The sequence below is a fragment of the Nocardia sp. NPDC004604 genome (assembly GCF_040609795.1).
Lineage (GTDB): Bacteria > Actinomycetota > Actinomycetes > Mycobacteriales > Mycobacteriaceae > Nocardia.
On sequence record NZ_JBEXLC010000197.1, the window covers coordinates 1 to 14,205 of the forward strand.

General features: G+C 64.2%; 18 protein-coding genes. 9 read left to right on the plus strand and 9 right to left on the minus strand.

What is annotated here, in order from left to right:
• The 3 genes from ABZW16_RS39645 to ABZW16_RS39655 all read right to left on the minus strand — a co-directional run.
• A partial coding sequence (locus ABZW16_RS39645; protein ID WP_354961291.1) for a DUF397 domain-containing protein occupies window positions 1-194 on the minus strand: 194 nt, incomplete at its 3' end.
• On the minus strand, window positions 152-349 hold the full coding sequence (locus tag ABZW16_RS39650) for a DUF397 domain-containing protein (protein WP_354961292.1): 198 nt from the start codon (window positions 347-349) through the stop codon (window positions 152-154). The genes ABZW16_RS39645 and ABZW16_RS39650, both read right to left, overlap by 43 nt.
• Entirely contained in the window at window positions 346-1,224 is an 879-nt protein-coding gene (locus tag ABZW16_RS39655) for a helix-turn-helix transcriptional regulator (protein WP_354961294.1), read from the minus strand. Before ABZW16_RS39655 ends, ABZW16_RS39650 begins: the two co-directional genes overlap by 4 nt.
• 258 nt (window positions 1,225-1,482) lie before the next feature.
• Here ABZW16_RS39655 and ABZW16_RS39660 point away from each other — a divergent pair, with 258 nt between their 5' ends.
• The 5 genes from ABZW16_RS39660 (at window position 1,483) to ABZW16_RS39680 (ending at window position 4,281) form a co-directional block, all read left to right on the plus strand.
• Window positions 1,483-1,680 (plus strand): hypothetical protein, encoded by a 198-nt coding sequence (locus ABZW16_RS39660; protein ID WP_354961295.1) that lies wholly within the window; start codon window positions 1,483-1,485, stop codon window positions 1,678-1,680.
• Window positions 1,680-2,003 carry a hypothetical protein gene (locus ABZW16_RS39665; RefSeq protein WP_354961296.1) on the plus strand — a complete coding sequence of 108 codons (324 nt, stop codon included), beginning with the start codon at window positions 1,680-1,682 and terminating at the stop codon, window positions 2,001-2,003. The genes ABZW16_RS39660 and ABZW16_RS39665 overlap by 1 nt, the downstream gene beginning before the upstream one ends.
• Window positions 1,996-2,241, plus strand: a complete 246-nt coding sequence (locus ABZW16_RS39670) for a hypothetical protein (protein WP_354961297.1) — start codon at window positions 1,996-1,998, stop codon at window positions 2,239-2,241. The genes ABZW16_RS39665 and ABZW16_RS39670 overlap by 8 nt, the downstream gene beginning before the upstream one ends.
• Window positions 2,242-2,496: 255 nt before the next feature.
• A complete protein-coding gene (locus ABZW16_RS39675; RefSeq protein WP_354961298.1) occupies window positions 2,497-2,910 on the plus strand; it encodes a hypothetical protein in 414 nt (137 codons plus the stop codon).
• A gap of 141 nt (window positions 2,911-3,051) precedes the next feature.
• A complete protein-coding gene (locus tag ABZW16_RS39680) occupies window positions 3,052-4,281 on the plus strand; it encodes a serine hydrolase domain-containing protein (RefSeq protein WP_354961299.1) in 1,230 nt (409 codons plus the stop codon).
• A 440-nt stretch (window positions 4,282-4,721) separates the two neighbouring features.
• Here the strand turns inward: ABZW16_RS39680 and ABZW16_RS39685 are convergent, their stop codons facing one another.
• A complete protein-coding gene (locus ABZW16_RS39685) occupies window positions 4,722-5,000 on the minus strand; it encodes a hypothetical protein (RefSeq protein ID WP_354961300.1) in 279 nt (92 codons plus the stop codon).
• 440 nt (window positions 5,001-5,440) lie between these two features.
• On the opposite strand from ABZW16_RS39685, the gene ABZW16_RS39690 reads away from it, so the two are divergent.
• A complete protein-coding gene (locus ABZW16_RS39690; protein WP_354961301.1) occupies window positions 5,441-5,974 on the plus strand; it encodes a DUF4254 domain-containing protein in 534 nt (177 codons plus the stop codon).
• 22 nt (window positions 5,975-5,996) lie between these two features.
• Here the strand turns inward: ABZW16_RS39690 and ABZW16_RS39695 are convergent, their stop codons facing one another.
• From ABZW16_RS39695 to ABZW16_RS39705, 3 genes are read right to left on the minus strand one after another with little or no spacing between them, the layout of a single operon-like run.
• Window positions 5,997-6,332 (minus strand): hypothetical protein, encoded by a 336-nt coding sequence (locus ABZW16_RS39695; RefSeq protein ID WP_354961302.1) that lies wholly within the window; start codon window positions 6,330-6,332, stop codon window positions 5,997-5,999.
• A complete protein-coding gene (locus tag ABZW16_RS39700; protein ID WP_354961303.1) occupies window positions 6,333-7,481 on the minus strand; it encodes an acyl-CoA desaturase in 1,149 nt (382 codons plus the stop codon).
• 21 nt (window positions 7,482-7,502) lie between these two features.
• Window positions 7,503-8,561, minus strand: coding sequence for an FAD-binding oxidoreductase (locus ABZW16_RS39705; protein ID WP_354961304.1), 1,059 nt, complete (start codon window positions 8,559-8,561; stop codon window positions 7,503-7,505).
• Between the two features lie 266 nt (window positions 8,562-8,827).
• On the opposite strand from ABZW16_RS39705, the gene ABZW16_RS39710 reads away from it, so the two are divergent.
• Window positions 8,828-9,448 (plus strand): TetR family transcriptional regulator, encoded by a 621-nt coding sequence (locus ABZW16_RS39710; protein ID WP_354961305.1) that lies wholly within the window; start codon window positions 8,828-8,830, stop codon window positions 9,446-9,448.
• Here ABZW16_RS39710 and ABZW16_RS39715 read toward each other — a convergent pair.
• A complete protein-coding gene (locus ABZW16_RS39715; RefSeq protein WP_354961306.1) occupies window positions 9,445-10,782 on the minus strand; it encodes an MFS transporter in 1,338 nt (445 codons plus the stop codon). The two genes, ABZW16_RS39710 and ABZW16_RS39715, sit on opposite strands and share 4 nt — an antisense overlap.
• A 148-nt stretch (window positions 10,783-10,930) precedes the next feature.
• Between ABZW16_RS39715 and ABZW16_RS39720 the strand changes: the two genes are divergently transcribed.
• Complete coding sequence (locus tag ABZW16_RS39720) at window positions 10,931-11,512, plus strand: PadR family transcriptional regulator (protein ID WP_354961307.1); 582 nt, start codon at window positions 10,931-10,933, stop codon at window positions 11,510-11,512.
• Entirely contained in the window at window positions 11,509-13,539 is a 2,031-nt protein-coding gene (locus tag ABZW16_RS39725; protein ID WP_354961308.1) for an NADPH-dependent 2,4-dienoyl-CoA reductase, read from the plus strand. Before ABZW16_RS39720 ends, ABZW16_RS39725 begins: the two co-directional genes overlap by 4 nt.
• Before the next feature lie 40 nt (window positions 13,540-13,579).
• On the opposite strand, the gene ABZW16_RS39730 is transcribed toward ABZW16_RS39725, so the two are convergent.
• Window positions 13,580-13,960 (minus strand): VOC family protein, encoded by a 381-nt coding sequence (locus ABZW16_RS39730; RefSeq protein WP_354961309.1) that lies wholly within the window; start codon window positions 13,958-13,960, stop codon window positions 13,580-13,582.
• Window positions 13,961-14,205: the final 245 nt, after the last annotated feature.

The following is a 14,205-nucleotide window of genomic DNA, read 5'->3' on the forward strand; positions in this document are numbered from 1 at the left end:
GCTCGGGCGCATGTGCTCGGCGACGGCCACCAGGGTGTAGGTGCCCGAGACACGCCAACCTGACCGTCACCGAGGAAGGCAACTTCCACACAGTCCTTGCTGCCCCCGCTGCGAGTGCTCTTGAACCAATCCGCATTCAACAAATCAGCACTCACTCGACATGCCCTTTCGCACCGGCAATGAAAGCATCCCACTCGCTAGGCGTGAACACGAGAGCTGGGCCAATGGGATTCTTCGAATCTCGCACGCCGACCCGACCGTCATCGAGGAAGGCGACTTCTACGCACTCTGCGTTAGCCGAACTCCGGCTGCTCTTGAACCATCGTGCCCCCGATAGATCGACACTCACCGGGTCAACTCCTCTGCAATCTCGAGGATGAGCCTGCGGCTCTCGCCCTCATCCAGTGCTACGCCCTGAATCCCAGCATAGGCGTCTCGATACTGGTCGACCTCGTCTGCTTTTTCGAGGTACAGAGAGCCCGTGATTCCTTGGATGTAGATCACGGGTGGCTCTGTGAGCTGCGCGGTTGGGTGGCGCGGGAATTCGAGGAAGATGAAGGATCCTGTACTCGTGCCCTTGTGTAATCCGGCTGTCAGCGGCACAACTCGTACCGACACATTCGACAATCGGTCACTGGCCACCAGGTGCCCGAGTTGAGCAGCCATGATTTCCGGTGAGCCCGCGACGCGACGCAGCACTGACTCATCCACCAAGACGTTTACGTTGAGGGGGTTGGTTCGGCTCCCCAGACGCTCGAGCCTGCGAGTATGGATTTCGATCCGGCGCTCGACCTCGCTGGTCGGCATAGCTGGAAACTCGGTCCAGATCACCGCTCGGCGGTATTCAGCGGTTTGCAGCAAGCCGGGAAGTAGCGTCGCCTGGTACGCACTGAAGCGTTTAGCGGCATCTTCAAGTCCGACATAGAGATCGAAGTGTTTCGGGATCGTATCTCCGAAGGCATGCCACCATCCCTTGCCTTGCGATTCCTCGGTCAGCCCTAGGAGCACGTCCGAGGTCCGGTCATCAACCCGGTACATCTGGGCCAGATGGGAAATGAACAGCGGGTTGATTCGGGTCGGCTGCCCGGTCTCCATTCGCCAGAACGTCTGTTTCGATACGCCGATCGCTCTGCGGGCGGTCTCCGCGGCGATGCCTGCCGCTTCCCTTCGCTCTCTGAGCAGGCGGGCCAGTATCCGGCGTGGGAGGGTCGAACCTGTGGTCATCGTGTCGGCTCCATGGGATTGCTAACGATTCACGTTCGTCTGGGAACCATTCTCAGCCGCATGGCGGAACCTTGTGTGTTCGTTGGCGAAAATATGCCCGGGAACGTTCCCGGCTCGTTGTGGCGGTGCTGAACTGAGTGTGCGACCGGCGGGGAGAACGACCCGCTAGCCCCACCAGCAGTCCACTCCCGCATCGACATTCAGGGGTTGTCGGGGCTGGGCGCACCAAACATTCGTCGAGGTCCGGGAGGTCGGCAAATGCCGAGCCGAGAGCTTCCACAGCGAGACCCGTTCATCGGGCCGCCTGCAATCTACACCGGCGCCTCCGCCGAGGTAGTCGAACAGTTCGCCGACGCCGTCCGCGAGTGGGCAAACCAGCCCGCACCCGCAGAACCGTCCCGATACCGGGGTGTCGAGTCCCCCGGCATCGGGCGCACCAACGGGAAGGTGTCGTAATGCGCCGAGATCCATTGCGCACCACACAAACTCGAGACGGCCGCAAGACCGTCGTCTGGCAACTGGTCCGCAGTTCCGCACGAATCCTGCGCGTGCAGTTCCCGCATGAAGCGTTCACCGCCCATCGAGTCCCGTCGCGCACACTGGTCCCCGACGCACAACCCGGCACGATTCTGTTCGACACCTACCCCGACCTGGTCGACGCCCGCCGATTGCTCCCCGAGCACAACGACCTCTGGAACGCACTCCGCAACGACTACTGGACCGCCCTGCTGCGCGCCACCGACCTCCCAAACCCGTTGGGACGTAACGCGGATGACTGAGCACCGCCAGCGAAACGACATCGCCCCATCCGTCCAGGCACTCCTCGCCACCTTCCACGAAGACACCCGGCTCAAACTCGAACTGGCCCCCAGCGATAGCAACCCACTGTGCGAGCGCGCAGACGGTTCACTGTGCGAGATCGGTGCCGACGGCTGGCCCATGGAGTACGACGACCTGGACGAAGCCGAAGCAATCACCGTCGAATCGACCCACGTTCACGATAGCGAGGACCCATGAGTCCCCTTTATATCTCGACCCGTCAACATACGCTCGGCACCATGATCATCTGACTGCTTTCGTTCACGGTGAAGATGCACGCTTCGCGTGCGCAAGTTATGGACTTGGCGGGATCTGTCAGCTCTGTGTCAGCGGTCGTGTCAGCACGATGTCAGTCCGGCGTCAGGACGGCGGGCGATTGTTGCCTCCGTAATCAGTTCGGCGAGTAGGACATACGCCGACCCGGGCAGAACAGATTCAAAGGGAGCAACCACCATGTCCGTCACTCTCACCCTCACCGACCAGGACAAGGCCACCCTGCGCACCGCCGCCTACGGCGCCGTCTCGCTGATCGCCGCCGCTGATGCCACCGGCAAGCCCCACAAGGCCGCCACCAACGGCAGCAACGCCCTGTACGCCGCGACCGGCCTGGTCGGGCACGTACTCGCCGCGAAGTCCAAGGACATCAAACTGAAGGGCAAGAACGTCGCCGAACTCGCCGACCAGGTGCTGCCGGCACTCACCGCAGCCATGAGCCTTCTCGGGCAGCAGGATCCGGCCGAGGCCGAGAACTTCCGCAGCACCGTCCTGGTCGCTATCGACGCCGCGACCCGGACCCACCAGGGCCAGCCCAGCCCCACCGTGGCCGCGATGACCAGCAAGATCACCGGAGCCCTGTACGCCGCGTGAGGGGATGTGCCCCGGGCACCGATTGCGTGAGCAGCCGCCAGCAGCCTCTGACCTGCGGCCTTCGGGGAGCACCGTCGAGGCCATGGGCGCCACACCGGGACGGGTCCCGCAGATCGAACACTATAAACAAGGAGATTAATGATGGAACACAACACCAGCGGCTTTACTGAAGCGGGGCTACGCAGAGTACGCGACGTGCTGGCCCGGCATGTCGAGTCCGGAAAGATTCCCGGGGTCGTCGCTCTGGTCAGCCGGGGCGGACAGACACACGTCGAAGCGATCGGGACGATGCGCGCCGACGGGGACGCTCCGATGCGCCGGGACACGATCTTCCGGATGGCGTCCACGTCCAAGCCGGTCACGATGGCGGCGGCGATGATCCTGGTCGACGAATGTCGGTTGCGGCTCGACGACCCGGTAGATCCGTGGCTGCCCGAACTCGCCGACCGTCAGGTGCTGAGGCGGGCCGACGGACCACTGGAGGACACCGTGCCGGCGCAGCGACCGATCACCATACGGGACCTGCTGACCTCCACGTTCGGGCTCGGAGTGGATCTCACGTTGATGGGCTCCCCGATCATGGACGCGGTTCTCGACCGGGCCAACTACAGCGGGGAGGCCGCATCGGCGCCCGAGCCGGACAAGTGGATGCGCCTCCTGGGCGAGCTGCCGCTGTCGTACCAGCCCGGCGAACGGTGGCAGTACGAACTCAGCCACGATGTGCTCGCGGTGCTCGTCGCCCGGGTCGCGGGCCAGTCGTTCGAAAGCTTTCTGCGCGAACGCATCTTCGAACCGCTGGGCATGCAGGACACCGGCTTCCACGTGCCGGCAGGCAAGATCGACCGGCTGCCGCCCAGCTACGCCCCCGACCCGCAGACCGGCGAGTTCATCGTGTGGGACGAGGCCGTCGGCGGGAAGTTCAGCGAACCTCCGGTCTTCCAGCATGGCGGCGGCGGGCTGGTATCCACCGCCGACGACTATCACGCCTACTTCCAGATGCTGCTCAACTACGGGATGCACGGGACCGAACGGATCCTGTCCCAGCCCGCCGTCGAGCTGATGACCACCAACCGCCTCACGCCCGAACAGAATGCCGCCCGAAATGCGCTGGCCAAGAACAACGTCCATATCTCATTCGGCCAAGGACAGCACGGCGGCTGGGGCTTCGGGATGGCGGTGCGCACCTACCGCGGCGACTACGCCCCCATCGGCCAGTTCGGCTGGGACGGCGGCACCGGCACATCCGCCTACGCCGACCCGAGCAACCAACTCACCGGAATCCTGTTGACCCAGGTCGGGTTGTCGACCCCCGATCCGGCGTGGCTCATCCACGACTTCTGGACCACGGTCTACCAGGCCCTCGATTCCTAATCGGGGTGTCAAGCTCTCCACGGCTCGGATTCGTCCGTTCTCGGGCTGCGATGGCGGCCGGTTCGGGTGGTTCGGGGGTGTAGCAGCGGTTGTTGCCTCAGGCCGGGTCGCCCGAGGGTGAGATCACCTCAGGCGACCGGACCTGAGCAATCTAGACAACAGATTCATCAGCCGAACGCTGAGCACCTGGGACCTGTACGCCTCGAGGGTGGACTCGTTGCGTTCACTGACGCCTGGAACGCTGGAATCAATTCCCGCAGAACAGGAGTGCGTCATACCGTGGTTGACAGCGGTACATCTCGACGGCGAGCAGGCCGAAGACTGACCTACAACCAGGAACCGTCGAATCACCCTCTACCAGTGAACATCCCGAACTTCGTTGGATTCTCGGCGACTACTACAGCGGACTGGACAGGTTGCCGTTCCGCAAAAAAAGAGGGTCAGCCGGGTGCCTGGCCCTGAGCCGAGTACAAACTCACTTCGCCGTCCTCGCCGAGGAAGGCGTTCACCAGCATGATCTGGCTCGCCTCCAGCTCATCCGGATCGGGGGCGCTGGTGGTGATCGAAATCTGTGGTATCACCGCCCAGTTCACGACATAGCGTTCGGGCGGTCCGTCGTCGTCGGACAGGCGCGCGAGTCGAAAGACCGACACCGTCTTGCGGAGGATGAGCGTGCGCACGACCTCGGCGATTCGCTCGGGGTCTTCCAGCGCGAACATGAACCCGAATGTCAGCTCGGGCGAAGACACATATGCGGGCACAAACGTCGAGGTTAGTCTATCGAACGACGTCGCGGGTATGCCTCGCCAGAAGTGATTGCTGCCCATGCGCTCGGCGATTCCGTTAAGGCGTGAATGTTGGCGCGTATGTGACCGATCCGTAACGGATCATAACGATTTCCAGGCAGCTCATCTGCTTTTACACCATACTATTGCGCCGATTCGACTATCGCGCTTTCCTGAAAAGGTCCCGATTTTCTCGGGCCGTCTTCCTCATCGCATCGTCGCGGATTTCCCGGTTTCTTTGCCGTGCTGGTGGACTGTGTGAGGGGGCGTCCGGGCTGCGGGGCTGCGCCGGAGCCGAGGGGTGCCCCTCCCCGAAATCCTCCTCGGCCCTGGCGCATCCAGATACATCAATCGTTACCGCAGGGGCGTGCATCATGCCTACCGAATATGCCGCAGGCCGAATCGGAGCCGTCGAGCTGCCATCGCCAGTCGCGCTACTGCGCGCATTTCGCGAACCCGATGATCCGAAGCGGCACCGGCACCGCGTGCTCGCCGTGGCACACGAATTGGTCGAATGCCATGAATGCAGGTACAACGCCCTGCTGGCGGCGCATGCTCCAAACGCGCCCAGCGGCTGCGTCGCGCGGAGCCTGCAACTCGTCGACGACACCGACGCGCACCGAACCGAACTCGTGGGCCGCATCGATAATTGGGTCGCCACCCATGTGCAGCACCGCACCGGCGCCTCGCTGCACACCGAGACCCTCGGCGCCGTCATCGATCGGATGGCGGCGAAATGGGTTGCGGCACAACATGCATTGGGTATGTCGACACCCGCCGGCCCGCACCCACTGCAGTTGGACGATGACGCCCAGCTGCAGTGGAGCCGGTTGGCCGAACTGGCCGACGGATACAAGGATCTGATCACCGACGTGGCCGAACACCGGCGCAGGCTGCCGGTGTGGTGATCACCGGGGGTCTTCGAGCCCCCTATCGGTCGTTGTCGGGCTCAACCACCTCGGCCTCGACGAACGAGGTGGTCGGCTCGACCTCCGCGTCATAGGACACATCGGCCCGGTCCCGGACCACGGCACCCGCGAAATCGTCGTCGTCGACGAGTTCGTCGCCCCGTTGCGCCGCCGCGTCTTTACGCGCGGCGGCCGCGGCCTCGTTCATCTCGATGGCATCGGTGATCCACTCACCGATCTCCCTGGTGACCTCCGCGACGGTGCCGGTAATGATGTTGGCGATATTTCCGACATGTCGCGCGCCCGAGGAAGTCAATTCCTGAATTAGATCCTTGTTACTTTCGAATTTCCCGATCATTCACACGCCCACTTCGGTTGTGTTTCGCTGTCGCATCACAATAACACCGGGCGTGGACTCCTTCCCGACCAAGAACGGCGGCAGCGCCAACTCGAGAATCTTCAGCCAGACCGATCCGACTTGCTTTCCGAGCGAACCGGAGTTGTACGGCAATCCATACTTCGCGCACAGTTTCCGAACCTCGGGCGCCATCTCCGGATAGCGGTTCGCGGGCAGATCCGGGAACAGATGGTGTTCGATCTGATGCGACAAATTACCGGACATGATGTGGAACAGCTTGCCACCGGTGATGTTGGCCGAGCCGAGCATCTGCCGGACGTACCACTCGCCGCGGGTCTCCTCGGCGGTCTCCGCTTCGGTGAACGTCTGTACGCCCGTTGGGAAGTGGCCGCAGAAGATAATGGAGAAGGCCCACAGGTTACGCACCAGATTCGCGGCGGCGTTCCCGGCGAGCGTGCTGAGGAACAGCGGACCGGTCAGCGCCGGGAAGACGACATAGTCCTTGAGCACCTGCCGACCGGCCTTGCGCCACTGGCCCTTCAGCAATCGCTTGACCTCCGCCCAGCTCTTCTTGCCGCGCAGGATGTTCTCCACCTCGAGGTCGTGGCCCATTACGCCCCACTCGAACGCCACCATCAGCGCGAAGGCGTACAGCGGCTGACCGAGTCGCAGGATATTCCACTGCTGCGCCTCATCCATGCGCAGGATGCCGTAGCCGATATCGCGGTCCATACCATGGATATTGGTGTAGGTGTGGTGCATGTAGTTGTGCGAATGCTTCCACTGATCCGCCGGGCAGACGGTATCCCATTCGAACTCACGGGAATTCAGGCCGCGTTCACGCATCCAGTCGTACTGGCCGTGCATGACATTGTGGCCGATCTCCATATTGTCCAGGATCTTCGACACACTCAGCGCGGCAACCGCGGCCAGCCAGAACGGCGGCAGGAAGCCCAGATACATCAGGCCGCGACCGGCGATCTCGAAACCGCGCTGCGCCTTGATGATCGAGTAGATGTATTCGCGGTCACGGTCGCCCAGGTCGGCGACGATGCGGGCGCGCAGGTCGTCCAGGGCTTGGCCGAGTTCCTCGACCTGCTCCGGGCTCAGTACCAGCGGGCCGTCTTTCGTTTCGGTCAAAATTGTCATTGCGTTGGTCCCCTTGTTGTTTCAGATATCGATCTCGACGTCGCCGACGGGCGCGTTGATGCAGAGCTGGATGGGCTGATCCGGATCGCTGTCGGTTTCGCCGGTGCGCACATTGCGGGTGCAGCCGGTGCGCCGCACCGCGGTGCAGGAAAAGCAGATACCCATCCGGCAGCCGTATTCCGGGGTCAGGCCAGCGGCCTCGGCCTGTTCCAGCAGGACGGCGCCGTTGTTCTCGGCGGTCCTGCCGCTGGCCGTGAAGCTGACCGTGCCGAACGCCTCGTCCGCGTCGACGGGGGTGGTGGACAGGGTGAACTCCTCGGCGTGCAGCCGGTGGTCCAACCGTTCGGCCTCGAAGATCTTGCGCACCGCATCCATCAGGCCCTGCGGTCCGCAGACATAGGTCTCGCCATCGGCAAACCACGGCGCGATGTGTTCGAGCTGGTCGTAGTCGAAGTGGCCGGAGCCGTCGCCGGGATGGCGCACCTCGATGCGGAAGTTCCGGTACGCCTGCGCGATCGCCTCCAGCTCCGCACGATGTGGCACCACTTCGGGCGATTTCGCATAGTGCAGGAAGGCGAGTTCGCCCGGGTAGCCCTCATCCGCCAGGGTGCGCAGCATGGACAGCACCGGCGTGATGCCGCTGCCGCCGCTGATCAGCAGCACCCGTTCGGGGCGCGGTTCGGGTAGCCGGAAGACGCCGTCGGCGGGTTCGAGGCTGACAACCATGCCCGGGACCGCATTGCGGTACAGATATTGCGAAACCAGGCCGCCCGGATGCGCCTTGACGGTCAGTTCGATGTGCCGGTTGCGCCGGGCCTCCGGATTCACCGGCGAGTAGCACCGGGTGTGCCGGATGCCGTCGATCACGACGCCGATCTGCACATATTGTCCGGCGGCGTGGCCCCGCCACTGCCGGGTGGGACGCAGGGTCAGCGTCACCGAACCCGGCGCCGAGCGGCGGACATGGGTGATCTGCGCCCGCAGCTCGCGAGCCGTCAGCGTCGGATGGACGAGCTCCAGGTAGCGATCGAGCGGGTGCGGGGTGGTCAGGGTTTGTACCAGGTCGAGAAGTCCGACCATGCGGTTCTCCGTTCAATGTGCGGCGGACACTGGGTCCTCCGTGGTCACGCAAGCTGCTGCCCAGCGGACCCCGAGCTCATGCCGCGGATGCCTCTACTTGTCGGGCTGCGGCGTGCTCCCGAACTTCTTCGACGAATATTTCAGTGCACGCCTGTACACTCAACAAGTGTGACTGATGGACCGGGTCCGGTGTCAACCAGCAATTGATGTGACCCGAACTACATCCTCGGAATGGATGAATGGTGAACGGATGTATGCTCACTGTGATGAGCGAGCCCGCAGGTAGCCGAATAGAACGCAAGGAGCGCACCAGGCAGGCCCTGCTCGACGGCACGCTTGCGCTGGCCGCCGAGCGCGGCTTCGGTGCGCTGAGCCTGCGCGAGATCGCCCGTTCCGCGGGCATTGTGCCGACCGCCTTCTACCGCCATTTCGCCTCACTCGACGATCTCGGCGCGGCCCTGGTCGACGAGGGCATCCGCGCGCTGCGGCTGGCCCTGCGCCAATTGCGCCGCACGCCCGACGCCCGGCTTTCGGAGACCGTGCGGTTCGTCTTCGAACAGGTCGCCACCAAGCGCGAACTCTTCGGCTTCATCACCCGGGAACGCCGTGGCGGTTCGGCTGCCCTGCAGCACGCCATCGCACTCGAGCTGCAATTGATCGTCCGCGAGTTGGTCGTCGACCTTTCCCGCATTCCGAACCTGGACTCCTGGTCCCCGGAAGACCTCGAGCTGGCCGCCGACCTGATCGTCTCGACGGTCGCCGACTGCATCGCCGACTACGTGGCCGCCGCGCCCCGCGACCAACCCGCCATCATCGACCGCACCATCCGACAGGTCCGCCTGATCGCCCTCGGCATGGCCGCTTGGCAGCCCGCGAAGAACCGTTAGGCCGCGTTCCGCTCCGGCCCGCGCACCGGAAGCAGCGCCGCCAAACCGAGGGCGAGGACCGCCAGGATGCCGACAATGCCCGCGCGATCGGCATCGAAGGCCCAGACGAAGAAGCCGAAAAGTGCTGGGGCGAGGAAGGATACGGCGCGGCCGGTGGTGGTGTAGAGGCCGAACATCTGGCCTTCGCGGCCGGGCGGGGCCAGCCGGGTAAGGAAGGAACGGGCGGCGGATTGGGCGGGGCCGACAAAGATCGTGAGCAGAAGGCCGAAGACCCAGAACATGGTCGGACCGGACACGATCAACAGCGCGATGCCGCAGATCACCATGGCGATCAGCGAGACGACGATCACGATCTTCGGGCCGATCCGGTCGTCGAAACGCCCCGCGGTGACCGCACCGAGCGCCGCGACGACATTTGCGGCGATGCCGAAGAGCAGCACATCGGAATCGGCGATGCCATAGACCCGCACGGCCAGGATCGCACCGAAGGTGAACACCCCGGCCAGGCCGTCCCGGAAGATGGCACTGGCGACCAGGAAGCCGACGGTGCGCCGATCGACGGCCCAGAGTTCGCGCAGATCCCGCCACAGCACCCGGTAGGAGCCGAAGAATCCGGCCCTCGCCGCGCCCGGATCGGCATTGGTGCGCGGTAGTTCGGGCACGACCAGCAATACCGGCAGCGCGAAGGCCGCGAACCAGACGGCGGCCAGCATCGCCACCAATCGGATATTCGTCCCGTCATCCACGGGCACGCCCAGCAAGCCGCGGTTGTCGCCGTGGCCGGATATGAAGCCGAAATAGCTGATCAGCAGGATGAAGATGCCACCGAAATAGCCCATGGCCCAGCCGAATCCGGAGACCCGTCCGACATCGTCGGGAGTGGAGACCTGGCGCAGCATCGCGTTGTAGGGCACACCCGCCAATTCGAAGAATGCCGAGCCGAAGCCGAGCAGGACCAGACCGAGCCAGAAGTACCGGTAGTCGTCGTGCACGAAGAACATCAGCACCATCGACAGGATGGTCAGCGTGGTCAAGGCCCCAAGGGAGCCTTTGCGTTTCGCGCTCGCGTCGAAGCGCTGCCCACTGATCGGCGCGGTGAGCGCGACCGCGAAACCCGCGAGGCCCAGCGCCCAACCGAGCCAGGCGCTCGGTGACACCCCGCCCGGCAGATCGTCACCGACCTTGTCGGTCAGATATACCGAGAAGACGAAGGTCAGGATCACGGCATTGAACGCCGAGGACCCCCAATCCCACAATCCCCACGCCACCACGTGCCCGCGCCCGGCAGCTTGCCCGACTACCGCTCGCGGGTCCACCGCGGGCTCGCCCGTCACGCGACCACCAACCCATCCGAATCGCCGCGCGATGCCGCCCTCATGGGCGCAGCCTAATGCGGATTTCGTCGACAGGCGGGTCAACGCTCGATACCAACACTCTATGCACTCAGTTGCATAGTACTGCGTGTAACGATAACCTTGCGCTATGGCCCTCGAACATGCGCTGCTGGTATCGCTGACCGAGCGCGCCGGTTCGGGTTATGAACTGGCGCGCCGCTTCGACAAGTCCATCGGCTTCTTCTGGAACGCGACCCATCAGCAGATCTATCGGGTGCTCAAGCGCATGGAGGAGTCCGGGTGGCTGAGCAGCGAGGCGGTGGCCCAGGAGGGGCGCCCCGATAAGAAGGTCTACTCGGTGAACGAGGCGGGCCGCGCCGAATTGGCGCGCTGGATCGCCGAGCCGACCGATACCGCTATCCCGCGCAACGAACTCGGTGTGAAGATCCGCGCCGCCGAATATGGCGATATCGACGCGCTCTGCGTCGAGGTCGCCCGGCATCGCGATCAGCACCACCAGCGGCTGGAGCTCTTCCGGCTCATCGAAAAGCGTGACTTCCCGGCACCGGATCAGCTCTCCGGTACCCCACTGCACCAGTACCTGGTGCTGCGCGCGGGCATTCGCGTGGAGTCCGGATTCGTCGAATGGTGCGACGAAGTACTGCAAGCCCTGCAACCTCGTGCAACAGCCCCGCACGCGGACCCGAAGAAAGGTGACACTCAGCGATGAGTTCGTTCCCCCATCTTTTCGAGCCCCTCGATCTCGGCTTCACCACACTGCGCAATCGCGTGATCATGGGATCGATGCACACCGGCCTGGAGGATCGCGCCTGGGATACCAATCGGCTCGCCGCCTATTTTGCCGAACGTGCCCGCGGCGGTGTCGGTCTCATCATTACCGGCGGCTACGCCCCGAACCGAACCGGCTGGCTGCTGCCGTTCGGCGCCAAGCTCACCAATAAGACCGAGGCGTACCGGCACCGGGTGATCACCAAGGCCGTGCACAAGGAGGGCGGCAAGATCGCCATCCAGATCCTGCACGCGGGCCGCTATTCCTATATGCCGGGCAGTGTTTCGGCGTCCTCGATCAAGGCCCCGATCAACCCGTTCCGCCCGCGCAAGCTCTCCGCGCGCGGCGTCGAGCAGACCATCGATGACTACGTCCGCTGTGCGAAGCTGGCCCAGTTCGCCGGCTATGACGGCTGCGAAATCATGGGCGGTGAAGGCTATTTCATCAACCAGTTCCTCGCGCCGCGCACCAATAAGCGCACCGACAAATGGGGCGGATCGCCGGAGAACCGGCGCCGGATCGCGGTGGAGATCGTGCGTCGCACCCGGGCCGCGGTAGGGACCGACTTCATCATCGTATTCCGGCTGTCCATGGCCGAGTTGGTCGAGAAGGGCCAGACCTTCGACGAAATCGTAGCGCTGGCAAAGGAACTCGAAGCCGCCGGTGCGAGCATTCTCAATACCGATATCGGCTGGCACGAGGCGCGCGTCCCGACCATCGTTACCTCGGTGCCGCGCGCGGCATTTGTCGAATTCACCGCGAAGATCACCGAGCAGGTGAATATTCCGGTCTGCGCGTCGAACCGGATCAATATGCCCGAGATCGCCGAGGAAATCCTCACTCGCGGTGATGCGCAACTGGTTTCGCTGGCGCGGCCGTTCCTCACCGATCCGGAGTGGGTCAATAAGGCCGCCGCCGACCGGGTCGACGAAATCAACACCTGTATCGCCTGTAACCAGGCCTGCCTGGACCACGCCTTCCAGCACAAAACCGTGTCCTGCCTGCTGAACCCGCGCGCAGGCCATGAGACCGAACTGAAGCTGCTGCCGACCCGGCGCAGCAAGCGCGTCGCGGTCGTCGGCGCCGGCCCGGCCGGACTTTCGGCCGCGGTCAATCTCGCCGAACGTGGGCACCGCGTCGATCTTTTCGAAGCCGACAACAAGATCGGCGGGCAATTCGATATCGCGCGCCGCATTCCGGGCAAGGAAGAGTTCAACGAATCGATCCGCTACTACACCAGGATGCTCGAGATCACCGGAGTGAACGTGCACCTGAACAAGCGGATCACCGCGGCGGAGCTGATCGAGGCGCACTACGACGAAATCGTGCTGGCCACCGGTGTGCGCCCGCGCATTCCGAATATTCCGGGCATCGACCACCCGATGGTGCTGTCCTATGCCGAACTGGTGCGTGCAGAGCGGCCCGTCGGCAAGCGCGTCGCGGTCATCGGCGCGGGCGGTATCGGCTACGACGTGAGCGAATTCCTCACTGTCGAAGGACATCCCGCGCTCAAACTGGACGAGTGGAAGGAAGAATGGGGCGTCGACTCCACCGACGAGCAGGTCCCCGGCCAGCTCACCAAGCCCAAACCCGCCCCTGCCGCCCGCGAAGTCGTACTGCTGCAACGCAAATCGACCCCCTTCGGCAAGGACCTCGGCAAAACCTCCGGCTGGGTGCACCGCGCCGCACTCAAAGCCAAGGGCGTCGAACACGTCGGCGGCGTCAACTACGAGCGCATCGATGACAACGGCCTACACATCAGCTTCGGCGAAAAACGCCAACGCCCCCAACTGATCCCGGTCGACAACGTCATCATCTGCGCAGGCCAGGAATCCGTACGCGAACTCGAAGAACCCCTGCGCGCAGCGGGAGCCACTATCCACCTCATCGGCGGCGCCGACCTGGCAGCCGAACTCGACGCCAAGCGCGCAATCGATCAGGGCACGCGCCTGGCCGCCCGGCTCTAGCAGCTCACCGGCCGGGTACCCGGTGTCGAGGCGCGACCTATCAGAGTGGGTTGAGGCGGGCCTTGAGCAGGCAGAACTCATTACCTTCCGGGTCGGCCAGGACATGCCACTGCTCCTGCCCGGTCTGGCCGATGTCGGCCGGGCGCGCACCGAGCTTCAGCAGGCGTTCGAGCTCGGCGTCCTGATCGCGGTCGGTGGCGTTGACGTCGATGTGCAGCCGGGATTTCCCCGGCTCCGGCTCATCCCTGCGACTGAGGATGATCGTCGGCTGCGGACCGCCGAACCCTTCGCGCGGCCCGATCTCCAGCGTGCCGTCGTCTTCCCGATCGAGCACGACGAAGTCCAGTACCTCGCACCAGAACCGCGCCAGCACCTCAGGGTCGCGGCAACCGAGCACGAGCTCACTGATACGACATGCCATTAGCGAAACCTGCTCTCAGCCTGGGGAACTGCCGGGGAGACCACATGCGAACCTCGTGGGCTCCCCGCAGTGAAAACAGTCCCGCGATCGTACCCGACGAGGCGAACTCGGGCGAGACGATTTCAGAGCCGCCCCTGTCCGGGCAGCCGGGATGGCATTTCTTCAGCTCGAGCCCGGTCGTCGAAGCGCGCGCGGGCGCGCTCGACGTCGGGCAGTGTGGTTGTGGCCCAATGCAGGAGTGCGTC